Genomic DNA, 21,788 nt, shown 5'->3' with positions numbered 1-21,788 from the left:
CGGATCGCGAAGCATGCTTGAGGCCATGACCGGAGACTTCCTGCCCCGGCGCCGGAAGGCGTCACTGAGAGCCCAGCTGCTGACCGTCCTCTCCCTACTCACCGCCGCAGCCCTCGGCATCTACCTCTACACCTAGGACTCCCAGCGGACTTCGGCTTCGCCGGGCCGGACCACGCCGGCTTCGTAGGCGACCACGACTGCCTGGACCCGGCTGGAGAGGCCCAGTTTGGACAGGACACTGCTGACGTGGGTTTTGACGGTGGTCTCGCTGACGAAGAGTTTGGTGGCCAGGTCCCGGTTCGACAGGCCGCGGGCCATCCAGACCAGGATCTCCCGTTCGCGTTCGCTCAACTGCGCCAGCAGCCCGGTCCAGCGGCCGTCCGCCGGAGCGGGCGCGGGCTCCGCCGAACCGCTGCCGACCTGGCGTTCGAGCTCCATGCACCGCTCCAGCAGCACCCGCGTCGACGCCGGGTCGACCAGCGAGTCGCCCCGGTGGACCGCGCGTACCGCCGAGACCAGCAGGTCCGGGTCCGTGTCCTTCAGCAGGAATCCGGACGCCCCGGCGCGGACCGCGCTCAGCACGTACGCCTCGTCGTCGAACGTCGTCAGCACCAGTACGGCGGGACGCGACCGGCCGGCCGCCTTGTTGGCCGTGGTGATCCGCTCGGTCGCGACCAGCCCGTCCATCACCGGCATCCGGATGTCCATCAGGACGACGTCCGGGTCGTACCGGTCGACCAGCCGGAGCGCCTCCTCGCCGTTCTCGGCCTGGGCGACGGTGGTCAGGTCCGGTTCGTGGTCGAGGATCATCGCCAGGCCCATCCGGATCACACCCTGGTCGTCCGCGACCAGCACCCGGATCTGCTCGTCTACCTCTGCGGCGGCAGCCATGCCTGCACCCTCCATCCACCCAGCGGGCCGGCCGCGACGGCCAGCGTGCCGCCGACCGCCGTCGCCCGTTCCCGCATCCCGATCAGCCCGTTCCCGCGGCCGCTCTCGCTCCGCCGGGCGGTCTCCAGCACGTTCACCGGCGGCGGCCCGCCGCTGCCGTTGTCGTCGATGGTCAGGAGTTCGCCCTGCGGTCCACTCTGCCAGGTGACCTGCGCGGCGGTCGCCTTCGCGTGCACCATCACGTTGGTGAGTGCCTCCTGGATGATCCGTACGGCGGTCAGTTCGGTGGCCGAGGTCAGTTGCCGCTGCCGCGAGGGCAAGTCCATCGTCACGTCGATGCCGACAGCCTTCAGCCGCTCGCCCATCCGCGCGACGTCGGCAAGATCGGGCACCGGCGCGGTCCCGCCGCCGGAGCCCGCAGAGGTGTCCGCGGCGTCCGGCGAGGCGGTGTTGAGCACCCGGACCGTCTCCCGCATCGCGGTCAGCGCTTCCTTGCCGCTGGCAATGATCCAGCGGATCGCCTCGCGCAGCACCTCGGGTTTCTGGTCGGCGACCCGGTCCGCGGCCTGGGCCCGGATCACCACCGCGCTGACGTGGTGCGAGATGACGTCGTGCAGGTCCCTGGCGATCCTGGTCCGCTCGGCGACCTTGGCACGTTCGGCCTCGACCGCGCGCAGCCGGACCAGTTCGGCGTTGCGCTGCTCCAGCAGGGCGACGCTCTTGCGCCGCCGGCGGGCGTCCGCGCCGAGCAGCACCATGCCGCAGATCAGTGCCTCGGCGAACACGAACAGCGAGACGTCGATGTAGTTGTAGAGACTCGGCAGGTCGCTGGGCAGGTTCTTGTAGCGGTCGCCGTACATGATCGCGCGATTCGCGTTGCCCAGCACGATCGCGACCACGGTCGGCAGGCCGATCATCAGTCCGGCCAGGCTGCCCATCGTGAAGAACAGGCAGGTGAACCGCCGTACGCCGCTGGACGCGGCCAGGTACCCGACCACGAGCAGCGGGACCAGGTGGATCTCGGACTGCAGCGCGGCGTCGCTGATCTCCGGCTGGCCGAAGAACGTCAGGCCGACCTGAGCCGCGAGACCGGTGCCGACGGCGGCGTACAGGAACGGGTAGAGCACCGAGACGATCACGAGCATGACGCGCGGGAACCGCCGTACGCACGCGACCGTGGCGACCAGGAAGACCCCGGTCACCACCGAGACCATCGGGTTCTGCGGGCGCAGGCCGCTGTCGTTGATCAGGCTCAGCGCGGTGAACCAGCCCAGCCCGATCACCGCCGCGAGCAGCAGATCCTGCTGCGCCTGCGGCAACCGACGCCAGGTGCTCCACATGTTCAGCAGCGTAGTCACCCGTTGTCAGCGGAGGCTTCATCTGCCCGGACGGGCACCCGCTCCAACTTTTGGAGGAGGGTGGGCGTCCGACCTGATACCCAGGACGTACTTCCGGGTCCCGATGACGGTCCCTGGGGCCGATGTGCCCGCCGCCGCGATCCGAAAGGCTGTACCGCATGAGGAACGACAAGCCGCCGGGCGGGACCGGCTCGGTGCGGAAGAAGCGGTGGCGGTCCGTGACGGGTGTGGGGGTACTGGCCTTGGCGGTCGGGTCGCTCCTGCTCTGGCACGGTCAGGTGGGGGAGCTGTTCGGTCTGGCTGCCGACGAGGAGCCGGTCGTCTCGAGCGTGAACGCACCCCCGGTGTCCGGGCCGCCGCCGGCGACCGCCGCGCCGCGGAAGCCGAGCCGCACGCCGGCGACGCCGACCAAGAAGCCGACGAAGAAGCCGACCAAGTCGTCAGAGGGGTCGTACGACGAGGAGAGCATCGACGGGCTGTCGCCGACGCTGAAGTCGCGGCTGACCAAGGCGATGGCCGCGGCGAAGCGGGACGGTGTCACGCTGCAGATCACCTCGGGCCGGCGGAGTGCGGCCAAGCAGCAGCGGCTGTTCAACGAGGCGATCCAGAAGTACGGCTCGTACGAGGCGGCGACCCGGTGGGTGCTGCCCCCGCAGTACTCCGCCCACGTGCAGGGCAAGGCCGTGGACATCGGTCCGGCGGCGGCTATGCGGTGGCTGGACAAGAACGGCTGGCGGTACGGCATCTGCCGCCGGTACGACAACGAACCCTGGCACTTCGAGGCGCTGACCAGGCCCGGTACGAAGTGCCCGCCGCGCGAACCGTACTCGCGACCCGTGCCCGACTGATCCCACCACCAACGAGGAGCAGATCATGACGATGACCTATGCCCAGCCGTTTCCCCCGCGCTACAACCGCGCCCGGCTCACCGTCCCGACGCTGTGGCGGCAGGTGATCCGCGGGAGCGACAAGGCGGAGCCGACGGTCGTGCCCCAGCCGGATCGATCGGCGTACACGCAGCTGGAGATTTACGACGGCGTGCTGGCCGCGTTCGAACGCCGCGACGAGGTGGCCGAGGTGCTGAAGAGCTCCGCCGACCGGGAGACCGCCGTACGAGGGCTGGAGGAACGGCTCGGGCTGAGCAGGCTGCAGGCGGCCGCTCTCCTCGATCTGCCCTTGACCACGGAGTGCCGCGACCGGATCGCCCTGCGTGCCGCCGAACTGCGTGCTGCCCTGAATCGCTGACCCCGCGGCTCGCCGGGGACCTGCGAGGTTTGGGTGGCCTGGAGAGGATGGAGGGGTGATCACGATCGAGCAGGCCGGGCGACTGCGGAAGGCCGGGGTGCTGTGGGCACCCGCGGCGGGCGATCGTTTCGTCGTACCGGACCGGGACATGGACGACGACGTGTTCGTGGTGAGCGACATGACCGTCGAGGTGCACGACTACCAGGGCAGCAAGGTGATCGGCTTCAACGGCACCACCGAGTGGGCCCTGGACAGCATCGAGCAGCGTGAGGTGATCTGGCTCCCGCGTGAGGAGCAGCTCCGCGCCCTCCTCGGCGACCACTTCCGCACCCTCGAGGCCGTCCCCGGCGGCTACCGGGTCGAGCTCACCGACAGCAGCCACACCGCCGCCGACGCCGAACAGGCCTACGCCAACGCCGTCATCCACCTCCTCGGCGCCTGACCGCTCACCTGGGAGTGGTCGGCCTCCAGTACTGCACCTTGTCGCGGTCCTTGACCGTGTAGCCGAGTTTCGCCACCTCGTCGCGGAGCTCCCGCAGGTCGGCCTTCCCCTTGTCACCCTGGTCGAACGCCTTCGACCGGGCCTTCAGTACGGCGTTGACCGTCGGCGGCAGCTCGGGTTCGTCCTCCACCCACCGCCGGAACCGGTCGGCGTGCGGGTCACCGCCGTCCGACCACGGATATCCGTGCGCCCGGAACGCCGCCGGGATCTGCTGGGCCTCGGACTTCAGCTGGTCGTGCTTCTCCCGGGCCAGCTCGCGCGACATCGCGTCCTGCAGCACGATCTCCTTGCCGTCCAGGAACGCGACCGCCACCTTCTCCCGCGGCACGGTCACCGTCTTCTGGTTCTTCAGGAACTCCACCGACTGCCCGGTGATCGTCACTTTGAGCGTGTCCTCGAGCGCCATCGTCGCCAGCAGCACGCCGGCGAGCAGGCCGATCACGATGCAGATCGCGCCCACCCACCAGCTGTCCCAGCCGCCGACGAGCTTCAACGGACCCTGGAACGGCGCCCACTCCTTCGTCACCGCCCAGTCCGCGATCCGCGGCAGGAAGAAGCCGAGCACGATCCCGGCCAACGGGAACCCGCCGAACAGGACGACCTTGTCCACGGTCGAGTGCCCGATCACCGTCCGCCCCGCGGCCTGTGTCGTCATCGGCCGCCGGCTCCACTTCTCGATCCCACGACCCGAACGTAACCGGACGGCCCGGGAACCGAAGTCTCGATCGAATGGCCGAAAGTATGCGCTTGCGGACCGACGCGAGAGAGGTCGGCGCAGGCATGGGTTGATCGAAAAAGCCAGCGCGACACGCCGCCGGGTGAAAGTCGCAAGTAGCTTGCGCGGGGCCTGTGTCGTTGGCCTGGGTGCGGGCATGTGGAACTGAACGAAGACCTGACCTGCCGGGGGTGTTCGGGTCCGACCACATCCACTAGCCTGAGCCGGGTTTGTGCGGCGGAGATGGAGGAGATCGTTGAAGCGGTTCGTGGTCCCGCCGACCTGGCCGTCGCCGCCCCGCCGTCACTGGGTCCCGCCGAAGTCGTGGCGTCCCCATCCGTCCTGGCCGCCGCCGCCGGAGGGCTGGCGGTTCTGGGTCGACGGCAAGGGCAATCCCGTCCGTGGTCCGGTCGGCCGGTACGGCGGCCCGACCCGCAAGTCCGTGTACGCCGGTGCCGGCGGCCTGGTGCTCCTGCTCGGGGTCAGCTTCTGGGCACTGTCCGCGGTCGGACTGTTCGGCGGCGACTCCGGCTCGCAGGCGGTCCACGTGGCCGACGACAGTACGCCGAGGCCGACGCCGACCGCGACTGCGACGCCGACCGCCGTACCGTCGAAGGTCGCGCCGTCGACGCCGCCACCGCCGCCGGTGCAGAAGACGACCGTCACTCCGACCAGAAAGCCGACGCCGAAGCCGACGAGAACGCGGACCACCGAGCGGGAGGACCGGCCGGAGCCCACTCCCACCAGGACCTCGACGACGAAGAAGACCGTCCGTCCGCCGCGGCCGAGTACGAGTACGCCGCCGACCCGCGAGGAACTCCTCCGGCAGTACTGCATCCAGCAGGGCTGGGACCCCGAATGGTGCGACCCGGCCAACTGGCCGCAGAACCCGGCCGACGACCCCCGCAACGAAGAACCCTGACCCGAAGTCGCCGCCGGTTCCAGAACCAGGTGGTTGCCAGACGGTCGACCAACTGAGCGGCGACTGAGCTCAGACCACGTTCCGTTCGGCGCGTGGGGTGTCGGTGGTGAAGCGGCGGGCGTGCAGGGGGCTGATGTCGACGAAGGGTTCGCGGTCGAGGTAGAGGTCGCGGATGATTTCTCCGACGGCCGGTCCCTGCAGGAAGCCGTGGCCGGAAAACCCTGTGGCGTACAGGAATCTGGACACTTCGTCGGCCTCGCCGATCAAGGCGTTGTGGTCCGGGGTGATCTCGTAGAGGCCGGCCCAGCCGCCGGTCAGTCCGACGTCGAGCAACGCGGGTGCCCGGCGTTCCATCGCCTCCGTCAGACGCGGCAACCAACTGTCGGTGCGGTTCAGGTGGAAGCCGGGCTGCTCCTCGGGGTCGGACATTCCGACGAGCAGGCCCGGGCCCTCGCGATGGAAGTAGAAGGTGCTGGTGAAATCGATCGTCATCGGCAGCGTGGACGGGAGACCGGCGACCGCCTCGGTGACCACGATCTGCCGGCGCAGCGGGGTGACCGGGAGGTCGACGCCCGCCATCGCCCCCAGGCGAGCGGACCAGGCGCCGGCCGCACAGATCACCGTGCCGGTCCGGACGTCGCCACGACTGGTCCGGACCGCGCGAATGTGGTTGCTCTCGGCATCGATACCGACGACCTCGCAGCCGGTGACCAGCGTCGCTCCGAGCCGGCGGGCCGCGATCGCATACCCGAGGACGACGGACTCCGGCGTACAGTGACCGTCCGCCGGGGAGAAGCAGGCGGCCGCGAGGCCGTCGGGCGAGATGATCGGCGCGAGGGTGACGGCCTCCTCGACGTCGATCATCCGGGTGGGTTGACCGGCCGCGTTCTGCAGGCGGGTGCTCTCGCGGAACAATTCGACCTGGTCCGCGGTCTCGAGCAGGAACAGGTAGCCGACGCGGTGCAGGTCGATCTCCTGACCGGGGCGTTCGCCGAAGCGGGCGAACGCCTCCAGGCTGCGGGCGCCGAGCGCGATGTTCAGCTCGTCGGAGAAGTTCGCCCGGACGCCCCCGGCCGCCTTCGAGGTGGACCCGGACCCGAGCTCGGCACGCTCCAGCAGCAGCACGCGCTCCACTCCGGCCTCGGCCAGGTGGAACGCGATGCTCGTGCCCATCACGCCGCCGCCGACGATCACCACGTCGGCGGCGCCCGGCAGCGCCGCCATCAGGGCAGCTGGAACGAGAGGTCGGCCTCGACCGTCTCGACGTCCATCTGCGCCTTCTGCAACCGGCCCGAGTAATCCCAGTTCATCGACTGCCAGCGGGTGAACTGGTCCAGCACCCAGACGCCGCTCTGCCGCGAACCGTTGCCGGACTTGCCGTTCCCGCCGAACGGCAGGTGCGCCTCGGCGCCGGAGGTCGAGTTGTTCACGCTCACCATGCCGGCCGAGATGCCCTGCGCGAACCGGAACGCCTTGTTCGGGTCGGTGGTGTAGATCGAGCTCGACAGCCCGTACCCCGGCTTGTTGCCGAGAGCAATCGCCTCGTCGAGGTCGTGGTACGACGTGACGCCGACGATCGGCCCGAACGTCTCGTTGCGGAACAGTTCGTCGTCCGGACGGACCCCGGCGACGATCACCGGGTGGTAGAACAGCCCGGCCGCCGGATCGCCGACGAACCCGGCCCGCGGGTTGCCGGCGGTGACCCGGCCGGTGGCGCCGATGACCCGGTGGTGGGCGGCGATCCAGCCCAGCGTCTTCTCGAACCCGGCGGCGAACTTCTCGTCCAGCAGCGGCCCGAACAGCACGTCCTGGGTGGGATCTCCCATCGGAGCGGCCGCGACCGCCCGCCCGAACCGGTCCAGGAACTCGTCGTGGACCGACCTGTGCACGATCGCCGTACCGAGGGACGTGCAGCGCTGGCCGGCCGTACCGAAGCCGGAGAACAGGGCGCCTTCGACGGCCAGGTCGAGGTCGGCGTCCTCGGTGATGACCATCGGGTTCTTGCCGCCGAGTTCGAGGCACGGCGTCTGCAGGTGACGGCCGCACAACTCGCCGATCCGCGCGCCGACGTCACTCGATCCGGTGAACCCGACCTTGTCGACCAGACCGGCCTGCAGCGCCTGTTCGAGTCCGGTGAAGGTGTCCGGCCCGTCGGCGTACACGACATTGAAGACCCCGGCCGGTACGCCGGAGTGCGCGAAGATCTCGTAGAACGCGTCGGACACGACGGCCGAGTACTCCGCCGGCTTCCAGACGACCGTGTTGCCGCACAGCAGCGCCGGGACGATGTACCAGGACGGTACGGCGACCGGGAAGTTGCCCGCGGTGATCACGGCCACCGTGCCGACCGGGCGGCGGAAGGTGAACAACTGCTTGTCCGGCATCTCGGACGGGACCGTTTGGCCGTAGAGCCGGCGGCCCTCGCCGAGGAAGAAGTCGCAGGTGTCGATGATCTCCTGCACCTCGCCGCGGGCCTCCGCGATCGGCTTGCCGATCTCGCGGGTGACCAAGGCGGCGAGACGCTCCTTGTTGGCGGTCATCAGCCGGCCGACTGCTGCGATCACCTGACCGCGCCGGGGTGCCGGCGTCGCGGCCCAGGACCGCTGGGCCGCGCGGGCTGCCTCGGCGGCCCGGACGAACACCTCGGGTCCGGCGCTGCCCACCGTCCCCACGACGTCGCTCAACCGGGCCGGGTTGGTCGACGGCGTACGCCGTACCGCTTCCGCGACTCGCTCACCGGCCACCACCGACAGAACCTCGACCGCCATCCGCGTCCCCTCTCTGGTCCGGATACCACCCTAAGCGCGCAGCGCCGCCGGAGCGGCTTGTGACTGCGTTCACAAGCCGGTAGAATCGGTTCCGATCAACTGTCGATGAGACAGAGGTGTGGGCATGACGGAGCGCAAGCCACCGGGCATGAGTACCCAGGACTGGGTCGAGTCCCAGATCAGGCGGGCCCAGAACGCCGGTGAGTTCGACGATCTGCCGGGCGCGGGCAAACCGCTGACCAAGCTGGCCGATCCGCACGACCCGGACTGGTGGGTCAAGGACTTCATCCGCCGGGAGCAGATCGAGGCGGAGGCGCTGCTGCCGCCGGCCGTCCTGCTGCGCAAGGAGAAGCAGCAGGTCGATGACAAGGTCCGCGGGATGCGCCGGGAGTCCGAGGTCCGCGAGTACCTGGCCGACCTGAACAAGCGGATCCTGATCAACATCCGCGACACCACCGGACCGGTCGTGCCGGTCGGCACCGTGGACGAGGAGGCGATCCTGGCCCGGTGGCGCGCCGAGCGTCCCGATCCGGCCGAGCGGCCGGCGCCGAAGCCTGAGCCGGTCCGGAAGAAGTCCTTCTGGCAGAAGCTGTTCAGCTGAGCAGTTCGCGGGCGGCTGTCTCGATCTCCCGCTCGCTGACCAGGACGTGGTGCGCGGCCGCGCCGAGCGGGACGTAGGAGTCGTGACTGGCGACGCGCGCGAGCCGGCCGGTGTACCCGTAATCGATCAACGCGGCCAGCACACCCTCGGAGACACCGCCGGACCTACGGGTCTCGTCGACCACCAGCACCTGCCCGGTGGCTGTTGCCTCACGCAACAAGTCGTCGAGCGGAAGCGGTGCGAGCCAGCGCAGGTCGAGAACCCGGATGCCGGGGACCCTCGCGGCGACCCGGAGGCTCATCGGCAGGCCGTTGCCGAAGGTGACGACGGTCAGTCCGGTTCCGTCGCCGTACGTCCGGCCGCTCCCGATCCGGACCGGTTCGGCCGGGTACGGCGCCAGCCACCCGTCGTCACCGTCGTCGTACAGGTCCCGCCGGTGGTACAGCGCGATCGGCTCCAGGAACACGCTCACCGTGCCGGACGACCGGGCGGCCGCGGCGCAGGTGTGCAGCATCGCGGCCGCGTCGTCGGGCCGCGATGGTGACGCGATCACGATGCCGGGGATGTCGCGCAGTACGCCGATCGCGTCGTCGTTGTGGAAGTGGCCGCCGAAGCCCTTCTGGTAGCCGTACCCGGGGATCCGCAGCACCATCGGGTTCGAGTACTGCTCCTGGGAGAAGAACTTCAGCGACGCCGCCTCGCCGCGTAGCTGGTCCTCGGCGTTGTGCAGGTACGCCAGGTACTGGATCTCCGGGATCGGCAGCAGCCCGGACACGCCAGCACCCAAGGCCAGTCCGAGGATCGACTGCTCGTCCAGCAGCGTGTCGAACACGCGGGCCGGCCCGAACGCCTTCTGCAGTCCGCGGGTCACGCCGTACACGCCGCCCTTGCGGCCCACGTCCTCTCCGAACACCATGGCCTCCGGGTACGACGCGAGGACGTCGGCCAATGCGCGGTTGATCGACTGGCTCAAGGTCAGCCGGTCCGGCGTCGGACTGCGCCGGGGCAACGACTCCGACACCTTCGCCGGATCGGGGAACCGCAGCGGCGCGGCGACGGCTTCCGCGGAGGACAGCTGGGGCAGGCCCGCGACCTCGGCGGCGATCCGCATCACCTCGGACCGCTTGTCCTCGTACAGCTCGATCACGTCGTCGGCCGAGTAGCCGGCTCCGAGCAGCAGTCGCGCCGTACCGAGCAACGGGTCGAGCTCCTCGTCGGCGGCCAGCTCGGCGGGGGAACGGTACGCCGCTTCCACGTCCGAGCCGGCGTGGCCGAGCAGCCGGACCGTCCGCAGCCGGAGGAACGCGGGCCGCCGGTTGCGCCGGACGAAGGTCGCCGCCTCGGTCGCGATCGACAGCGCGGCGGCCAGATCGGTGCCGTCGGCGTCGAAGTACCGCAGGCCGGGACGCTGACCGTACGCCTGCCGGATCCAGCCGTCCGGCGTCCGCACGCTGATCCCGAGTCCGTTGTCCTCGCAGACCAGCAGCAACGGCATCGGCAAACCCTGGTACGACGCGTGCAGCGCCGCGTTGATCGCGCCGGTCGCGGTCGAGTGGTTGGCCGAGGCGTCGCCGAAGCTGGTCACCACGATCGCGTCGTGCGGCCACGGCGACGGTACGCCGAGCTTCGCCGACCGGGAGATCGAGAACGCGACACCCATCGCGCGCGGCAGGTGGGACGCGATCGTCGAGGTCTGCGGGATGATCGCCAGGTCGTGCCGGCCGAAGACCTTGTGCCGGCCGCCCGCGATCGGCTCGGCGGTGGCCGCCGCCACCCCGAGCAGGATGTCGCGCAGGCCCTCCTTCGAGCCGCACTGCTCGGCGCGAGCCAGGTAGAAGGCGCCGGACCGGTAGTGCAGCAGGGCCGGGTCGGTGGGTTGCAGGGCCGCTGCGACGGCGGCGTTCCCCTCGTGACCGGCCGACCCGATGGTGTAGAAGCCGTGGCCCTGCGACTGCATCCAGCGGGCCGCGAGGTCGGCGTGCCGGCTGCCGAGCTGGGCGTCGTACAGGCTGCGCAGCAGGTCGGCCGGTACGTCGCCCGGCGTCGGCTCGAGCGCCCGGACGCGCTCGGCGAACCGCTCGTCGACGCTGGTCACGGCCGGCCGCCCGCGGTCTCAGAGGCCGCAGTCGAACCCGTCGTCGTTCGGGTTCGCGTCGGCCAGCACGTCCAGGATTCTGCTCGCGCGGCGAAGGTCCTCATCTGATACATGATCGGCGAAGAACGTCGACACCACAGCCTCGACCACAGGTTGAGCAGCCGCGAGCGCCTCCCGCCCGGCGGGGGTGAGCTCGGCCCAGGTGGCCCGGCGGTCCTCCGGGGTGTTCCGGCGGACGACCCAGCCGTCCTTGTCCTCGAGCTTGCCGACCAGCCGGGTGCAGCCGCTGCGCGAGATCATCAGCTGCTCGGCCAGCGGCGCCATCCGCAGCCGCCCGCCGGCCTGGTCGAGGATCCGGAGCACCTCGTGCTCGAAGTACCCCATCTTCAGCCGGGAGCGCAGCGTGTTGTCGAGATGCGTGAACAGCAGGGTGTCCGCGCGGTACATCGCCCGCCAGGCACCCAGCTGCTCGGCACTCATCGTCGTCGGCATGAAGAAAGTGTACGGCGTCGATGCGCATCACAACAGTTGACACGTGAACTGTTCGTCCGTGTATGCTCGCCGAAACAACCCAGGGGAGGGCACTCGTGAGCTGGAAGGCGGTTCGGCCGCTGCGGCATCGGGACTACCGGCTGCTGTGGACCGGTTTGGCGGTCGCGCTGCTCGGCAGCGGGCTCTGGCTGGTCGCGCTGGCCTGGCAGGTGATCGAGCTCGGCGGCGGGCCGGTCCAGTTGTCCGTGGTCACGACGGCGTACAGCATCGGGCTGGTCGTCTGCGTGCTGTTCGGCGGGATCGCGGCCGACCGGTTGTCGCAGCGCAGCGTCATCGTCTCGGCCGACGTCGTCCGCGGACTAGTGTTGCTGGTCGTTGCCGCGCTGGCACTGACCGGATCGCTGGAGGTCTGGCATCTGACCGGTGCGGCGCTGCTGATCGGAGCCGGGGAGGCCTTCCTCATTCCGGCGTACACGGCGCTGGCGCCGAAGCTGTTGCCGGCGGACGAGTTGTTGGCCGCGAACGGTCTGGAAGGCACCCTGCGGCCGTTGGCCCAGCAGGCGACCGGGCCGGCGCTGGGCGGTCTGGCGATCGCGGCGATGTCGCCGGGCATCGCGATCCTGGTGACCGCGCTGACGTACTTCTTCTCGGCCGGGTGCGTGCTGGCCATGCGGGTCCCGTCCAGCGGGTTCGAACCGGTCGAGCCGGGTGACGTGGACGACGTCGAGCAGAAGCCCGAGGCGCGGACGATCTTCGGTGACCTCCGCGAGGGATGGGGCTACGTCCGGCGGACCCGGTGGCTGCTCGCGTCGCTGCTGTTCGGCACGGTCTTCGTGCTGCTGATCCTCGGACCGCTCGAGGTGCTGCTGCCGTTCGCCGTCCGGGATCAACTCGGCGGTGGGCCGAGTGACTTCGGTCTGGTGCTGGCGGCGTTCGGGATCGGTGGCGCGGCCGGTGCGCTGCTGATCTCGTCACGGAGTCTGCCGCGGCGGTACCTGACCGTGATGACGCTGCTGTGGGGTGTCGGTTCGCTGCCGTTCGCGGTGCTCGGGTTCGCCCGCGACCTGTGGATGATGATGGCCGCCGCGGCCGTGGTCGGGGTGACGAGTTCGGCGGCGATGGTGATCTGGGGGACGCTGCTGCAGCGCCGGGTGCCGGACCACCTGCGCGGTCGCATCGCCAGCCTGGACTTCTTCGTGTCGCTGCTGCTGATGCCGCTCTCGATGGCGCTGGCCGGCCCGGCGGGCGCCGTACTGGGGCTGACGGCGGTGTTCCTCGTCGCCGGGATCGGGCCCGCGCTGGTGTCGGTGCTGGTCGTGTACTTCGGCCGGATGCCGTCCGACGAGATCGCCCACCCGCTGGACCAGCCGGCCGAGCCGGCCGCGACTCACAGCGCCGCCTGACCGATTCCGGCCCGGCCTGGGGTCAGGATGAGGCATGCGATGGATTCGATGGCGTGCCCTGCTACTGGTCAATCTGGCGCTCTTCCTGCTGTTCATGGTGGGTCTGCTGCTCACCGGACATGCCCACGAGAACTCGGAGTTGGCCGACCACGGCCAGCCGACGCAGAGCCTGGCCCAGTACGCGGTGTCGGCCTCGTTCGGCGAGGCCGTGTTCGAGAACTGGGAGTCCGAGTTCCTGCAGATGGGGATGTACGTCCTGCTCACCGCCTACCTGCTGCAGAAGGGGTCGGCCGAGTCCCGGCCGCTGGACGGGCCGGTTCCGCAGGACGAGGATCCACGCGAGCACCGCAACGACCGTGATGCGCCCTGGCCGGTGCGCCACGGCTCCCCGCTGCTCCTGCGCCTGTACGAGAACTCGCTGGCAATCGCCTTCGGTCTGGTCTTCCTGTTGTCGATCTGGCTGCATGCCGTCACCGGCGCCCGCGCGTACAGCGAGGAGCAGGAACTGCACGGTGCCGAAGCCGCGACCACCTGGCAGTACGTGCGGACGTCGCAGTTCTGGTACGAGTCGTTCCAGAACTGGCAGAGCGAGTTCCTCGCGGTCGCCGCGATCGTCGGCGGGTCCATCTACCTCCGCCAGCGCCGGTCGGCGCAGTCGAAGCCCGTGCACGCCCCGCACTCGGAGACCGGCGCCTGATTGGTCGCGCCCCCGGGTGGGAACGGTGGTAGGGGGCCGTTCGTTCAGGGGGTAGGTGTGGGGCGGGTACGGGTGAGGTGTGTCGAGGGTGATGCGTAATTCGCCGTTGGTACGTCGGATGGCGGTCGCCAGTGCCCTCGGTGTCGGTACGACCGGGGTGCTCGCGGGGATTCTGCTGCTGGGACCGCTGGCCGCGTCGGTCCTGCTCGCCGTGGTGTTCGCGTTGGTCTGGCCGCTGGCGGCGGTGATCCGGCACGTCGCGGACGATGCGCCGTACCAGTCGGCCGTGCTCGTCGCGGCGGCTGCGGCCGCTGGGGTGCTGTGCCTTCCGGGCCTGGTGCGGCTGCTGGCCTGGGGTGCCGTCGGGGTGGCTGTGGCGATGGTGGTCGCGGGGCTGTTCGTGGTGATCGACCTCGTCGCGCCGGAGCGCCGGCCGCGTCCGTCCCGTCGGCGGCGGAAGCTCGAGCGGTTGACGGAGGCCCAGCAGCAGGTGGACGAGCGGCTGATCGCCTCGCTCAAGTGCCCGCTGAGCATCGAGGAACTCTGCGGCCTGTGGGCCGAGACCGCCACCACCCTCGCCCAGGGTGCGGGTCCGCGGGACCGGCAGGCAGTGGCCGAGGTACGGCGGATCTGCCTCGACGAGTTCGAGCGCCGCAACCCCGAGGGGTTCCACCGCTGGCTCGACGCCGGCGCCCCCGCCAACCCCGGCCGCTACCTGCTCCCCACACCCGGAGAGTGAGGGCTCTCAGCCCTTGCGGAGGACGGCCGCGACCGCGCGTGCGGTCGGCTCGGCGGACTGCGGGTTCTGGCCGGTGACCAGGCGGCCGTCGCTGATCGTCTGCGCCGTGAAGTTCCCGGCCGGGTGGTGGATCGCGCCACGAGCCGTCAGGGCGTCGGCCAGCAGAAACGGGACGACCTCGGTCAGGCCGACGGCGTCCTCCTCGGCGTTGGTGAAGGCGGCCACGTTCTTGCCCGCGACCAGGTAGGAGCCGTCGGACAGCTTCACGTTGACCAGCGCGGACGGACCGTGGCAGACGGCCGCGACGACACCGCCGCGTTCGTAGATGCCGGCCGCGAGCGAGGCCAGCGCCTGGTCGCCCGGGAAGTCCCACATCGTGCCGTGGCCACCGGCGAAGAAGATCGCGTCGTACGACGAAGCGTCGAGATCGGCCGCGGTCGCGGTGTGGTCGAGGTCCACGGAGGCGAGGAACTTCTGCTGGATCGGGTCGTTCTCGTCCAGCCCGTCGACCGGCGGGCGGCCACCGGCGACGGAGACCAGGGCGACGTCGAATCCGGCCTCGGTGAACACCGCCCAGGGTTCGGCGGCCTCGGAGACGTAGAAGCCGGTGCTCCGCCCGGTGTCGCCAAGCTCGGAGTGACTGGTGAGAGCAATCAGTACGCGTGTCATGCCGCCATGATGCGCTGGTTCCGTCATCGGAAACCAATAGGAACAGCGTGGCCGAGGCATAGGATTTCCGATATGACTGTCTCGCTCGACCTGCTCAGGACGTTCCTGGCCGTGCACCGGGCCGGCTCGATCACCGCAGGGGCGGAGAGTCTCGGCCTGTCCCAGCCGACCGTGACCGGTCAGCTCAAATCGCTCGAGTCGGCGCTGGGCCGACCTCTGTTCGAGCGGCAGGCTCGCGGTGTCCGCCCGACCGGCGCGGGCGACGAGTTGGCCCGCCGGATCGCCGAGCCGATCGACGCGCTCCAAGGCCTATGGCGGGACGAGCTCGACGTACCGGTCGCGGCGACGGTCCACCTCGGCGGGCCGTCCGACTTCCTGTGCCATCACGTCCTGCCCGCGCTCGCCGGCCGACTGGCGGACGGGCTGCAGGTGCGTACGACGTTCGGCCTGCCGGACGAGCTGCTCGATCGCCTGCTCAACCGCAGCCTCGACCTGGTGGTCAGCTCGGTTCGACCGCGTCGGCCGGGTGTGCGGGTGACTCCGTTCTACGACGAGGTGTTCGCGCTGGTCGCGGCACCCCGATGGTCCACCGGTACGGCGATCACGTCGCCCGAACCGCTCCGGAGAGTCCCGCTCGTCGCATACGCCGAAGAGGCTCCGATCATCCGCCGCTACTGGCGCAGTGTGTTCGGGACCCGGCTGACCCGCACGGCGGACCTCGTCGTACCGGATCTGCGCGGCGTGCTGGCCGCCGTACTGGCAGGTGCCGGCGCCACGGTTCTGCCCACCTATCTCTGTCAGGAGGCCCTCTCGACCGGCGCCCTGGTCCTCCTGGCGGACCCCGAGCTCCCACCCCTGAACACCCTCTACCTCGCGACCCGATCCGACACCGGACCCCGCAGCGCCACAGCCGTCGTCCGCGACGAACTCATCCGCCGACTCACCCAGGCCTGACGGCTCAGGCGGCCTTCTTGGCCGAGGTCTTCTTGGCAGCCGACTTCTTCGCGGTGCTCTTCTTGGTCGCGGACTTCTTCGCGGTTTTCTTGGCGGCGGTCTTCCCGGCGCTCGTCCTCCCCGAGCCTGTCTTCTTCGCGGTCTTCTTGGCGCCTGTCTTCTTGGCCGTGGTCTTCTTCGCGGTGCCGCCGGAGGCGCGGCGGCTGCGGGCGGCCTCGACGCTGGCGCGGAGGGCGGACACCAGGTCGGTCGGGGTGGTTGCCTCCGGCTCCTCCTCGGTGAAGACGACCTCCTTGCCCTTGCGCTTGTCCTCGACCAGTTTCTTCACGCGTTCGGTGTAGGTGTCCTTGTAGGCGCTCGGCTTCCACTCACCGCTCATCGCCTCGATCAGGTCGGCCGCCATCGACAACTGCTTGCCGGCGCTCGACTTGGAGGGCAGGTTGTCCAACTCCTTGGCCGGGTCGCGGATCTCGTCGGCGAAGTACATCGTCTCCAGCACCAGAACCTTGTCCTGGGCCCGGATCGTGGCCAGGTACTCCTTGCCGCGCATCACGAACTTGGCGATCCCGGCCCGGTTCGTCTTCTTCAGCGCGTCCCGCAGCAGCGCGTACGACGAGTTGTTCTCCTTGTCCGACGGGCCGAGGTAGTAGCTCTTCTGGAAGTAGATCGGGTCGATCTCGTCCAGGTCGACGAAAGTGTTGATCTCCAGCGACCGGGACTTGCCCGGTGCGATGTTGTCCAGCTCGTCGGGCTCGACGATGACGTACTCGCCGTTGCCGACGTCGTGGCCCTTGACGATCTTGTCGTAGTCGACCTCGCGGCCGGTGCGCTCGTTCACCCGCTTGTAGCGGATCCGGTCCGACGTGCCCTTCTGGAACTGGTGGAAGTCCACCTCGTGTTCCTCGGTGGCGGTGTACATGCCGACCGGAACCGAGACCAGCCCGAAGTTGATGTACCCGCTCCAGATCGACCGCGCCATCCCCGGCTCCTCTCCGACGTGCCGGCACCGGTACCCAGCTCAGAGGCGGTTGTACCGCTTCCGCGCCTCCCGGCTCTCCTTCTGTGCGTCCCGGGCGGCCCGGCGCGCCTCGTCCAGCTCCGCGCCGAGTCGTCGTACCAGCTCCTGGGCCTCGGCGAGCGCCTCGCGGGCCTCGTCGAGCTGGTTGTCCAGGTCCTCGACCTTCGCCTCGGCGTCCTGGGCGGCCGCGACCGCGTCCTCCAGCGCCTGCTTGGCCTTCGCCTTCTCGGCGGCCGCGCGTTCCTCCTGCTCGCGTTCGGCCTGCTCCCGCTTGCGGCGGGCGGCTGCCGACTCGTCCTCCGCCGTGGTTTCGGCTTTGCGCCGTTCGCGGGCGCGCTGCCGGCGTTCGTCGGTGAGCGGCGTGACGTTGGTGGGTTCGCCGCTCTCGTCGACGACGCCGAAGCCGACGTGTCGCAGGGCGCTGCTCAGCCGTCCTTCGCGGACGGCGTCGCCCGCGGCCGGGTCCACCAACGCGGCGTCGAGCGTCTCGCGCAGCTTCTGGGCGACGTCCGCGCTGACCTTCTGGCCCTGCTCCTCGGAGAGCTTGGCGGCGTCCTTGGCCAGCTTGTCGAGCAGTTTGTGCCGCTTCGGAGTCAGCTCACGCAGCCGCTCGCCGTCCAGGTCGGCGGTCGCCTCGCGGAACTCGTCGCCGAGCGCCAGCAGGTCGTCCAGGTCGTCGGACAGCTCCCGGGCGACGAGGTTCGCCACCCAGGCGGCGACGGTCGGCTTGCGCATCGCCTTCAACCGCGTCGATCCGAGCTGGTCCCCGTCCGCCTTCAGCTGTTTCGCGAGCTCGTTGCGGGTAGCAATGAAGTCGGCCGCCGGTACGGCGTACAGCTGGTCGGCCGCCTCCTCGAAGTCCACGCCGCCGACGGTACCGGAACTCACCCCGGCACAGAACCACCCCGGCGCGCGGGGGATCTGCGCCGGGGTGGCTGTTTCCGGGCTCTGCTACTTCTTGAATGCGTCCTTCGCCTTCTCGCCGGCCTGCTTGAGGGCGTTCACGGACTGCTCCGTGTCACCCTTGGCCTGCAGGTCGCGGTTGTCGGTCGCCTCGCCGGTCTCCTTCTTGACCTTGCCCTTGGCTTCCTTGGCGGCGTTCTTGGCTTTGTCTCCGATACCCATGGGTCTCTCCTAACCGGGTCCGGTCACCCTCCCGGTTCGGGTGCCCGCCGGCGGGGGATCCATGCATGCGGGGCGGGTATCGGTCGGTATGCGGTTACGACGCAGCGATCCGACCCGTCCCGGCCTGACCCGCCGGCGGCGCGGGCGCGGTTTCAGCTACCTGGACGCCGACGGCCGGCGGATCACCGACCAGGAGACACTGGACCGGGTCCGGGCACTGGCCATCCCGCCGGCCTGGGAGGACGTCTGGATCTGCCCGTATGCGAACGGTCACTTGCAGGCGACCGGCACCGACTCGGCCGGCCGCCGGCAGTACCTCTACCACGACAAGTGGCGCGCCACCCAGGACGCCGACAAGTTCCAGCGGGTACGCCGGCTCGCTCGCAAGCTGCCCGATTTCCGGGAGGCGATCGACCACGACCTGTGCCGCGCGGGGTTCGACCGCGAACGGGTGCTGGCGGTCGCGCTGCGGATGCTCGACTACGGCGTTTTCCGCACCGGTAACTCGGAGTACGCCGAGGAGAACGGCAGCCGTGGCGCGGCGACGCTGCTGCGGGACGACGTCAGTGTCCGCAAGGGCAAGCTGGTGTTCGACTTCGTCGCCAAGGGCGGGGTGCGGCGGTTGATCGAGCTGGACGACGACCGTCTGGTGGACGCGGTCTCCTCCCTCAAACGCGCCCGGCACGGAAAGCCCGAGCTGCTGGTGTACCGGGACAGCTCGGGCTACCACGGGATCGACGCGACCATGATCAACGAGCGGTTCCACGAACTGGTGGGCGAGGACTTCACCGTGAAGGACCTGCGCACCTGGACCGCCACCGTGCACGCCGCCGTGGATCTCGCCCAGGCGGATCCGCCCACGTCGAAGAAGGCCCTCAACGCCGCGGTGAAGGAGATGCTCGCGGAGGTCTCGGACCATCTCGGCAACACGCCGGCCGTGGCCAGGTCGTCGTACATCGATCCTCGCGTCGTCACGCAGTACGAGGAAGGCCGCACGATCGCCCGGGCCGTCGACCGGTACGGCGACGACCTGAACGACGAGGACACCCGCGAGGCCCTGGAACGCTCGGTCACCAGGCTCCTGACCAAGGACGCCTAGCCCCAGCCCCCGGGGCTGTCGGGGTGATTGCTCCTCGGGGCATCGGGTACCGGGCGGGCGGTGTGAAAGGAGCCAAACCATGCCTGCAGGATCCAGTCCGAAACGCGAGCGGCAGTACGAGCACATCAAGGCCGGGCTGAAGAAGCGTGGCCGGAGCGAGGACACCGCCGAGGAGATCGCGGCACGCACCGTGAACAAGGAGCGGGCGCGGTCCGGCGAGGCGAAGACGAAGAGCCGCAGCTCCACCCACGACATCTCGTCCGGCCGCCGCGGCGGCCTGCGCTCCCACAGCGGCTCGCAGGGCCGCACCAAGGAGCAGCTGTACAACGAGGCCAAGCAGAAGAACATCAAGGGCCGCTCGAAGATGAGCAAGGCCGAGCTCGAGAAGGCCGTGGGACGCTAGTGAAAGCGCTGACCTGGCAGGGCAAACGCAAGGTCGAGTTCAGTGAGGTACCGGATCCGCGGATCCAGGAGCCGACCGACGCCGTGATCAAGGTGACGTCGACCGGGATCTGCGGATCCGACCTGCATCTGTACGAGGTGATGGCACCGTTCCTCGACCCCGGTGACATCCTCGGCCACGAGGCGATGGGCATCGTCGAGGAGGTCGGCTCCGAGGTCACCAACCTGAAGCCGGGCGACCGCGTCGTCGTACCGTTCCAGATCGCGTGCGGCACGTGCTTCATGTGCTCGCGGAACCTGCAGACGCAGTGTGAAACGACGCAGGTGCGTGAGCAGGGCATGGGCGCCGCGCTGTTCGGCTACACCAAGCTCTACGGCCAGGTCCCCGGCGGTCAGGCGGAGTACCTCCGCGTTCCGCAGGCGCAGTACGGGCCGATCAAGGTGTCGCACGGTCCGCCGGACGAGCGGTACGTGTACCTGTCCGACGTACTCCCGACGGCCTGGCAGGCGGTGGAGTACGCCGCGATCCCGGCCGGCGGGACCGTTGTCGTCCTGGGGCTCGGACCGATCGGGGACATGTCGTGCCGGATCGCCCGGCACCGCGGTCACCGCGTGATCGGTGTCGACCTGGTGCCCGAACGGCTGCAGCGCGCCGAAGTGCAGGGTGTCGAGGTCCTCCGGTACAGCGACAACGTCGCGGACGAGATCAGGGACCGGACCGAAGGCCGCGGTGCCGACTCGGTGATCGATGCCGTCGGCATGGAAGCGCACGGGTCCCCGGTGGCCAAGGTCAGTCAGCAGCTCGCCGGATACCTTCCGGATCCCCTGCAGCGCAAGGTCATGCAGACGGTCGGGGTGGATCGGCTGGCCGCGCTCTACCTTGCGATCGACGCCGTCCGCCGGGGCGGCACGATCTCGCTGATCGGCGTGTACGGCGGGATGGCGGACCCGCTGCCGATGCTGACGCTGTTCGACAAGCAGATCCAGCTCCGGATGGGGCAGGCGAACGTGCACCGCTGGTCGGACCAGATCCTGGAGTTGCTCGGCGACGAGGATCCGCTCCGGGTGGACACCTTCGCCACGCACCATCTGCCGTTGTCCGAAGGGCCGGCGGCGTACGAGATGTTCCAGCAGAAGCGTGACGGCGCGGTGAAGGTGCTGCTGACGCCGTAACCCGGAGGAACTTGCGAGCCGACGTGTGCCGTCGGCCGAGTGGATGGGTGTCGTACCCGATCCGCAGCTACTTGGCGGCTGACGGCTCGGCCAACTGTGTGCGCAGGCGCTCCAGGATGTCGCGGAGCAGACGGGAGACCTGCATCTGGCTGACCCCGAGCTCGTTGCCGATCTCCTCCTGGGTGAGACCGTTGCAGAACCTCAGCTCCAGGATCCGCTTGTCGCGGTCGCCCAGTGCTGCCACCGCCGGCGTCAGCGTGTGCACGTTCTCGACCAGTTCATAGCCGTCCTCGGCGTCGGCCACCGTGTCGAGCAGGTTGGTGCCGCCGTCGACCGAGCCGGGCGCGTCCAGCGACAGCGTCGTGAAACAGCCGCGGACCGAAGTGGCCTCGACCACTTCGTCGGGATCGGTGCCGAGCGCCTGTGCGGTCTCCTCCTCCGAGGGCAGGTGACCGAGGCGCTGGGTCAGTTCGGGTTCGGCGGCGGCGATGGAGCCTTGCATCTCCTGGACCCGGCGCGGTGGCCGGACGGTCCAGGCGCAGTCGCGGAAGTAGCGCTTCAGCTCGCCTCTGATCGTCGGTACGGCGTACGACAGGAAGGCCGTGGACGCGTCGAGCCGGTAGCCGTTCACGGCCTTGACCAGGCCGAGGTAAGCGACTTGCTCCAGGTCGTCGGGATCCACTCCTTTGCTGCGATAGCGCGAGGCGATCGACCGGGCCACCGGCGCGTTCAGGATGACGACCTCGTCGAGCAGTTCCTGGTGGCGGGGGTCGGGGGTGCCGTCGGCCTCGATCAGCAGTTCCTGGGTGGCCTCGGCGATGCTCTGCTTGGAATCGGCAGTACTGACAGGTGCGATCGTCACGGTGAGAGACCTCGTCGTGTGTCGTCCTGCGGGCGTGGCGTCAGGCTGAGCCACTCAC

General features: G+C 69.7%; 24 protein-coding genes. 12 read left to right on the top strand and 12 right to left on the bottom strand.

The window, feature by feature from the left end:
• Positions 1 to 132 precede the first annotated feature (132 nt).
• Positions 133 to 891: a response regulator gene (locus tag ACYVOK_RS30795; RefSeq protein ID WP_460666085.1), complete on the bottom strand. Its 759-nt coding sequence runs from the start codon at positions 889 to 891 to the stop codon at positions 133 to 135.
• The gene (locus ACYVOK_RS30790; RefSeq protein WP_460666084.1) at positions 870 to 2,249 is read right to left on the bottom strand and encodes a sensor histidine kinase; all 1,380 of its coding nucleotides are present in this window, start codon (positions 2,247 to 2,249) and stop codon (positions 870 to 872) included. Before ACYVOK_RS30790 ends, ACYVOK_RS30795 begins: the two co-directional genes overlap by 22 nt.
• A gap of 158 nt (positions 2,250 to 2,407) precedes the next feature.
• Here ACYVOK_RS30790 and ACYVOK_RS30785 point away from each other — a divergent pair, with 158 nt between their 5' ends.
• Genes ACYVOK_RS30785 through ACYVOK_RS30775 form a run of 3 tightly spaced genes read left to right on the top strand, consistent with a single transcriptional unit; the run spans position 2,408 to position 3,936 of the window.
• Positions 2,408 to 3,097 carry a M15 family metallopeptidase gene (locus tag ACYVOK_RS30785; RefSeq protein WP_460666083.1) on the top strand — a complete coding sequence of 230 codons (690 nt, stop codon included), beginning with the start codon at positions 2,408 to 2,410 and terminating at the stop codon, positions 3,095 to 3,097.
• A gap of 25 nt (positions 3,098 to 3,122) precedes the next feature.
• Positions 3,123 to 3,494 carry a hypothetical protein gene (locus ACYVOK_RS30780; RefSeq protein ID WP_460666082.1) on the top strand — a complete coding sequence of 124 codons (372 nt, stop codon included), beginning with the start codon at positions 3,123 to 3,125 and terminating at the stop codon, positions 3,492 to 3,494.
• Between the two features lie 55 nt (positions 3,495 to 3,549).
• A complete protein-coding gene (locus ACYVOK_RS30775) occupies positions 3,550 to 3,936 on the top strand; it encodes a pilus assembly protein CpaE (protein ID WP_460666081.1) in 387 nt (128 codons plus the stop codon).
• 4 nt (positions 3,937 to 3,940) lie between these two features.
• Here the strand turns inward: ACYVOK_RS30775 and ACYVOK_RS30770 are convergent, their stop codons facing one another.
• Positions 3,941 to 4,651, bottom strand: coding sequence for a YqeB family protein (locus ACYVOK_RS30770; RefSeq protein WP_460666080.1), 711 nt, complete (start codon positions 4,649 to 4,651; stop codon positions 3,941 to 3,943).
• A 316-nt stretch (positions 4,652 to 4,967) separates the two neighbouring features.
• On the opposite strand from ACYVOK_RS30770, the gene ACYVOK_RS30765 reads away from it, so the two are divergent.
• Positions 4,968 to 5,633 (top strand): hypothetical protein, encoded by a 666-nt coding sequence (locus ACYVOK_RS30765; protein WP_460666079.1) that lies wholly within the window; start codon positions 4,968 to 4,970, stop codon positions 5,631 to 5,633.
• Between the two features lie 69 nt (positions 5,634 to 5,702).
• On the opposite strand, the gene ACYVOK_RS30760 is transcribed toward ACYVOK_RS30765, so the two are convergent.
• Together ACYVOK_RS30760 and ACYVOK_RS30755 are read right to left on the bottom strand one after the other, a co-directional pair.
• Entirely contained in the window at positions 5,703 to 6,857 is a 1,155-nt protein-coding gene (locus tag ACYVOK_RS30760) for an NAD(P)/FAD-dependent oxidoreductase (protein ID WP_460666078.1), read from the bottom strand.
• Entirely contained in the window at positions 6,857 to 8,401 is a 1,545-nt protein-coding gene (locus tag ACYVOK_RS30755; protein ID WP_460666077.1) for an aldehyde dehydrogenase family protein, read from the bottom strand. The genes ACYVOK_RS30760 and ACYVOK_RS30755 overlap by 1 nt, the downstream gene beginning before the upstream one ends.
• A gap of 124 nt (positions 8,402 to 8,525) precedes the next feature.
• On the opposite strand from ACYVOK_RS30755, the gene ACYVOK_RS30750 reads away from it, so the two are divergent.
• Positions 8,526 to 9,002, top strand: a complete 477-nt coding sequence (locus ACYVOK_RS30750) for a DnaJ family domain-containing protein (protein ID WP_460666076.1) — start codon at positions 8,526 to 8,528, stop codon at positions 9,000 to 9,002.
• Here ACYVOK_RS30750 and ACYVOK_RS30745 read toward each other — a convergent pair.
• The gene (locus ACYVOK_RS30745; RefSeq protein ID WP_460666075.1) at positions 8,995 to 11,097 is read right to left on the bottom strand and encodes a thiamine pyrophosphate-dependent enzyme; all 2,103 of its coding nucleotides are present in this window, start codon (positions 11,095 to 11,097) and stop codon (positions 8,995 to 8,997) included. The two genes, ACYVOK_RS30750 and ACYVOK_RS30745, sit on opposite strands and share 8 nt — an antisense overlap.
• Before the next feature lie 18 nt (positions 11,098 to 11,115).
• Positions 11,116 to 11,589: a MarR family winged helix-turn-helix transcriptional regulator gene (locus tag ACYVOK_RS30740; RefSeq protein ID WP_460666074.1), complete on the bottom strand. Its 474-nt coding sequence runs from the start codon at positions 11,587 to 11,589 to the stop codon at positions 11,116 to 11,118.
• A gap of 95 nt (positions 11,590 to 11,684) precedes the next feature.
• Here ACYVOK_RS30740 and ACYVOK_RS30735 point away from each other — a divergent pair, with 95 nt between their 5' ends.
• The 3 genes from ACYVOK_RS30735 (at position 11,685) to ACYVOK_RS30725 (ending at position 14,428) form a co-directional block, all read left to right on the top strand.
• A complete protein-coding gene (locus ACYVOK_RS30735) occupies positions 11,685 to 12,992 on the top strand; it encodes an MFS transporter (protein ID WP_460666073.1) in 1,308 nt (435 codons plus the stop codon).
• 34 nt (positions 12,993 to 13,026) lie between these two features.
• Positions 13,027 to 13,689 (top strand): DUF6766 family protein, encoded by a 663-nt coding sequence (locus ACYVOK_RS30730; RefSeq protein WP_460666072.1) that lies wholly within the window; start codon positions 13,027 to 13,029, stop codon positions 13,687 to 13,689.
• A gap of 118 nt (positions 13,690 to 13,807) precedes the next feature.
• Positions 13,808 to 14,428 (top strand): hypothetical protein, encoded by a 621-nt coding sequence (locus ACYVOK_RS30725; protein ID WP_460666071.1) that lies wholly within the window; start codon positions 13,808 to 13,810, stop codon positions 14,426 to 14,428.
• A gap of 6 nt (positions 14,429 to 14,434) precedes the next feature.
• On the opposite strand, the gene ACYVOK_RS30720 is transcribed toward ACYVOK_RS30725, so the two are convergent.
• On the bottom strand, positions 14,435 to 15,097 hold the full coding sequence (locus ACYVOK_RS30720) for a type 1 glutamine amidotransferase domain-containing protein (RefSeq protein ID WP_460666070.1): 663 nt from the start codon (positions 15,095 to 15,097) through the stop codon (positions 14,435 to 14,437).
• Between the two features lie 72 nt (positions 15,098 to 15,169).
• Here ACYVOK_RS30720 and ACYVOK_RS30715 point away from each other — a divergent pair, with 72 nt between their 5' ends.
• A complete protein-coding gene (locus tag ACYVOK_RS30715) occupies positions 15,170 to 16,051 on the top strand; it encodes a LysR family transcriptional regulator (protein ID WP_460666069.1) in 882 nt (293 codons plus the stop codon).
• A 4-nt stretch (positions 16,052 to 16,055) separates the two neighbouring features.
• Here ACYVOK_RS30715 and ku read toward each other — a convergent pair whose 3' ends face one another.
• From ku to ACYVOK_RS30700, 3 genes are all read right to left on the bottom strand, one after another.
• Positions 16,056 to 17,030: a non-homologous end joining protein Ku gene (gene ku, locus ACYVOK_RS30710; RefSeq protein WP_460666068.1), complete on the bottom strand. Its 975-nt coding sequence runs from the start codon at positions 17,028 to 17,030 to the stop codon at positions 16,056 to 16,058.
• Positions 17,031 to 17,069: 39 nt separating this feature from the next.
• On the bottom strand, positions 17,070 to 17,957 hold the full coding sequence (locus tag ACYVOK_RS30705; protein WP_460666067.1) for a hypothetical protein: 888 nt from the start codon (positions 17,955 to 17,957) through the stop codon (positions 17,070 to 17,072).
• Positions 17,958 to 18,020: 63 nt separating this feature from the next.
• The gene (locus tag ACYVOK_RS30700; protein WP_460666066.1) at positions 18,021 to 18,194 is read right to left on the bottom strand and encodes a CsbD family protein; all 174 of its coding nucleotides are present in this window, start codon (positions 18,192 to 18,194) and stop codon (positions 18,021 to 18,023) included.
• Positions 18,195 to 18,282: 88 nt separating this feature from the next.
• On the opposite strand from ACYVOK_RS30700, the gene ACYVOK_RS30695 reads away from it, so the two are divergent.
• The 3 genes from ACYVOK_RS30695 to ACYVOK_RS30685 all read left to right on the top strand — a co-directional run bounded on the left by ACYVOK_RS30695 (position 18,283) and on the right by ACYVOK_RS30685 (position 20,868).
• Complete coding sequence (locus tag ACYVOK_RS30695) at positions 18,283 to 19,293, top strand: DNA topoisomerase IB (protein ID WP_460666065.1); 1,011 nt, start codon at positions 18,283 to 18,285, stop codon at positions 19,291 to 19,293.
• A 79-nt stretch (positions 19,294 to 19,372) separates the two neighbouring features.
• Positions 19,373 to 19,696 (top strand): plasmid stabilization protein, encoded by a 324-nt coding sequence (locus ACYVOK_RS30690; RefSeq protein WP_460666064.1) that lies wholly within the window; start codon positions 19,373 to 19,375, stop codon positions 19,694 to 19,696.
• Positions 19,696 to 20,868, top strand: a complete 1,173-nt coding sequence (locus tag ACYVOK_RS30685) for a zinc-dependent alcohol dehydrogenase (RefSeq protein ID WP_460666063.1) — start codon at positions 19,696 to 19,698, stop codon at positions 20,866 to 20,868. Before ACYVOK_RS30690 ends, ACYVOK_RS30685 begins: the two co-directional genes overlap by 1 nt.
• A 67-nt stretch (positions 20,869 to 20,935) precedes the next feature.
• On the opposite strand, the gene ACYVOK_RS30680 is transcribed toward ACYVOK_RS30685, so the two are convergent.
• Entirely contained in the window at positions 20,936 to 21,730 is a 795-nt protein-coding gene (locus ACYVOK_RS30680) for a sigma-70 family RNA polymerase sigma factor (RefSeq protein ID WP_460666062.1), read from the bottom strand.
• Between the last annotated feature and the right edge of the window lie 58 nt (positions 21,731 to 21,788).

This window comes from Kribbella swartbergensis, assembly GCF_054784135.1.
Note: the sequence above shows the minus strand (reverse complement) of the source record. Positions and strands in the feature narration are given on the sequence as shown.

What these genes read in the sequence shown, in the direction of transcription:
- ACYVOK_RS30795 (WP_460666085.1), bottom strand. Translation starts at nt 891, where the DNA reads ATGGCTGCCGCCGCAGAGGTAGACGAGCAGATCCGGGTGCTGGTCGCG.
- ACYVOK_RS30785 (WP_460666083.1), top strand. Translation starts at nt 2,408, where the DNA reads ATGAGGAACGACAAGCCGCCGGGCGGGACCGGCTCGGTGCGGAAGAAG.
- ACYVOK_RS30780 (WP_460666082.1), top strand. Translation starts at nt 3,123, where the DNA reads ATGACGATGACCTATGCCCAGCCGTTTCCCCCGCGCTACAACCGCGCC.
- ACYVOK_RS30770 (WP_460666080.1), bottom strand. Translation starts at nt 4,651, where the DNA reads ATGACGACACAGGCCGCGGGGCGGACGGTGATCGGGCACTCGACCGTG.
- ACYVOK_RS30760 (WP_460666078.1), bottom strand. Translation starts at nt 6,857, where the DNA reads ATGGCGGCGCTGCCGGGCGCCGCCGACGTGGTGATCGTCGGCGGCGGC.
- ACYVOK_RS30755 (WP_460666077.1), bottom strand. Translation starts at nt 8,401, where the DNA reads ATGGCGGTCGAGGTTCTGTCGGTGGTGGCCGGTGAGCGAGTCGCGGAA.
- ACYVOK_RS30750 (WP_460666076.1), top strand. Translation starts at nt 8,526, where the DNA reads ATGACGGAGCGCAAGCCACCGGGCATGAGTACCCAGGACTGGGTCGAG.
- ACYVOK_RS30740 (WP_460666074.1), bottom strand. Translation starts at nt 11,589, where the DNA reads ATGCCGACGACGATGAGTGCCGAGCAGCTGGGTGCCTGGCGGGCGATG.
- ACYVOK_RS30730 (WP_460666072.1), top strand. Translation starts at nt 13,027, where the DNA reads ATGCGATGGATTCGATGGCGTGCCCTGCTACTGGTCAATCTGGCGCTC.
- ACYVOK_RS30725 (WP_460666071.1), top strand. Translation starts at nt 13,808, where the DNA reads ATGGCGGTCGCCAGTGCCCTCGGTGTCGGTACGACCGGGGTGCTCGCG.
- ACYVOK_RS30720 (WP_460666070.1), bottom strand. Translation starts at nt 15,097, where the DNA reads ATGACACGCGTACTGATTGCTCTCACCAGTCACTCCGAGCTTGGCGAC.
- ACYVOK_RS30715 (WP_460666069.1), top strand. Translation starts at nt 15,170, where the DNA reads ATGACTGTCTCGCTCGACCTGCTCAGGACGTTCCTGGCCGTGCACCGG.
- ku (WP_460666068.1), bottom strand. Translation starts at nt 17,030, where the DNA reads ATGGCGCGGTCGATCTGGAGCGGGTACATCAACTTCGGGCTGGTCTCG.
- ACYVOK_RS30700 (WP_460666066.1), bottom strand. Translation starts at nt 18,194, where the DNA reads ATGGGTATCGGAGACAAAGCCAAGAACGCCGCCAAGGAAGCCAAGGGC.
- ACYVOK_RS30695 (WP_460666065.1), top strand. Translation starts at nt 18,283, where the DNA reads ATGCGGTTACGACGCAGCGATCCGACCCGTCCCGGCCTGACCCGCCGG.
- ACYVOK_RS30690 (WP_460666064.1), top strand. Translation starts at nt 19,373, where the DNA reads ATGCCTGCAGGATCCAGTCCGAAACGCGAGCGGCAGTACGAGCACATC.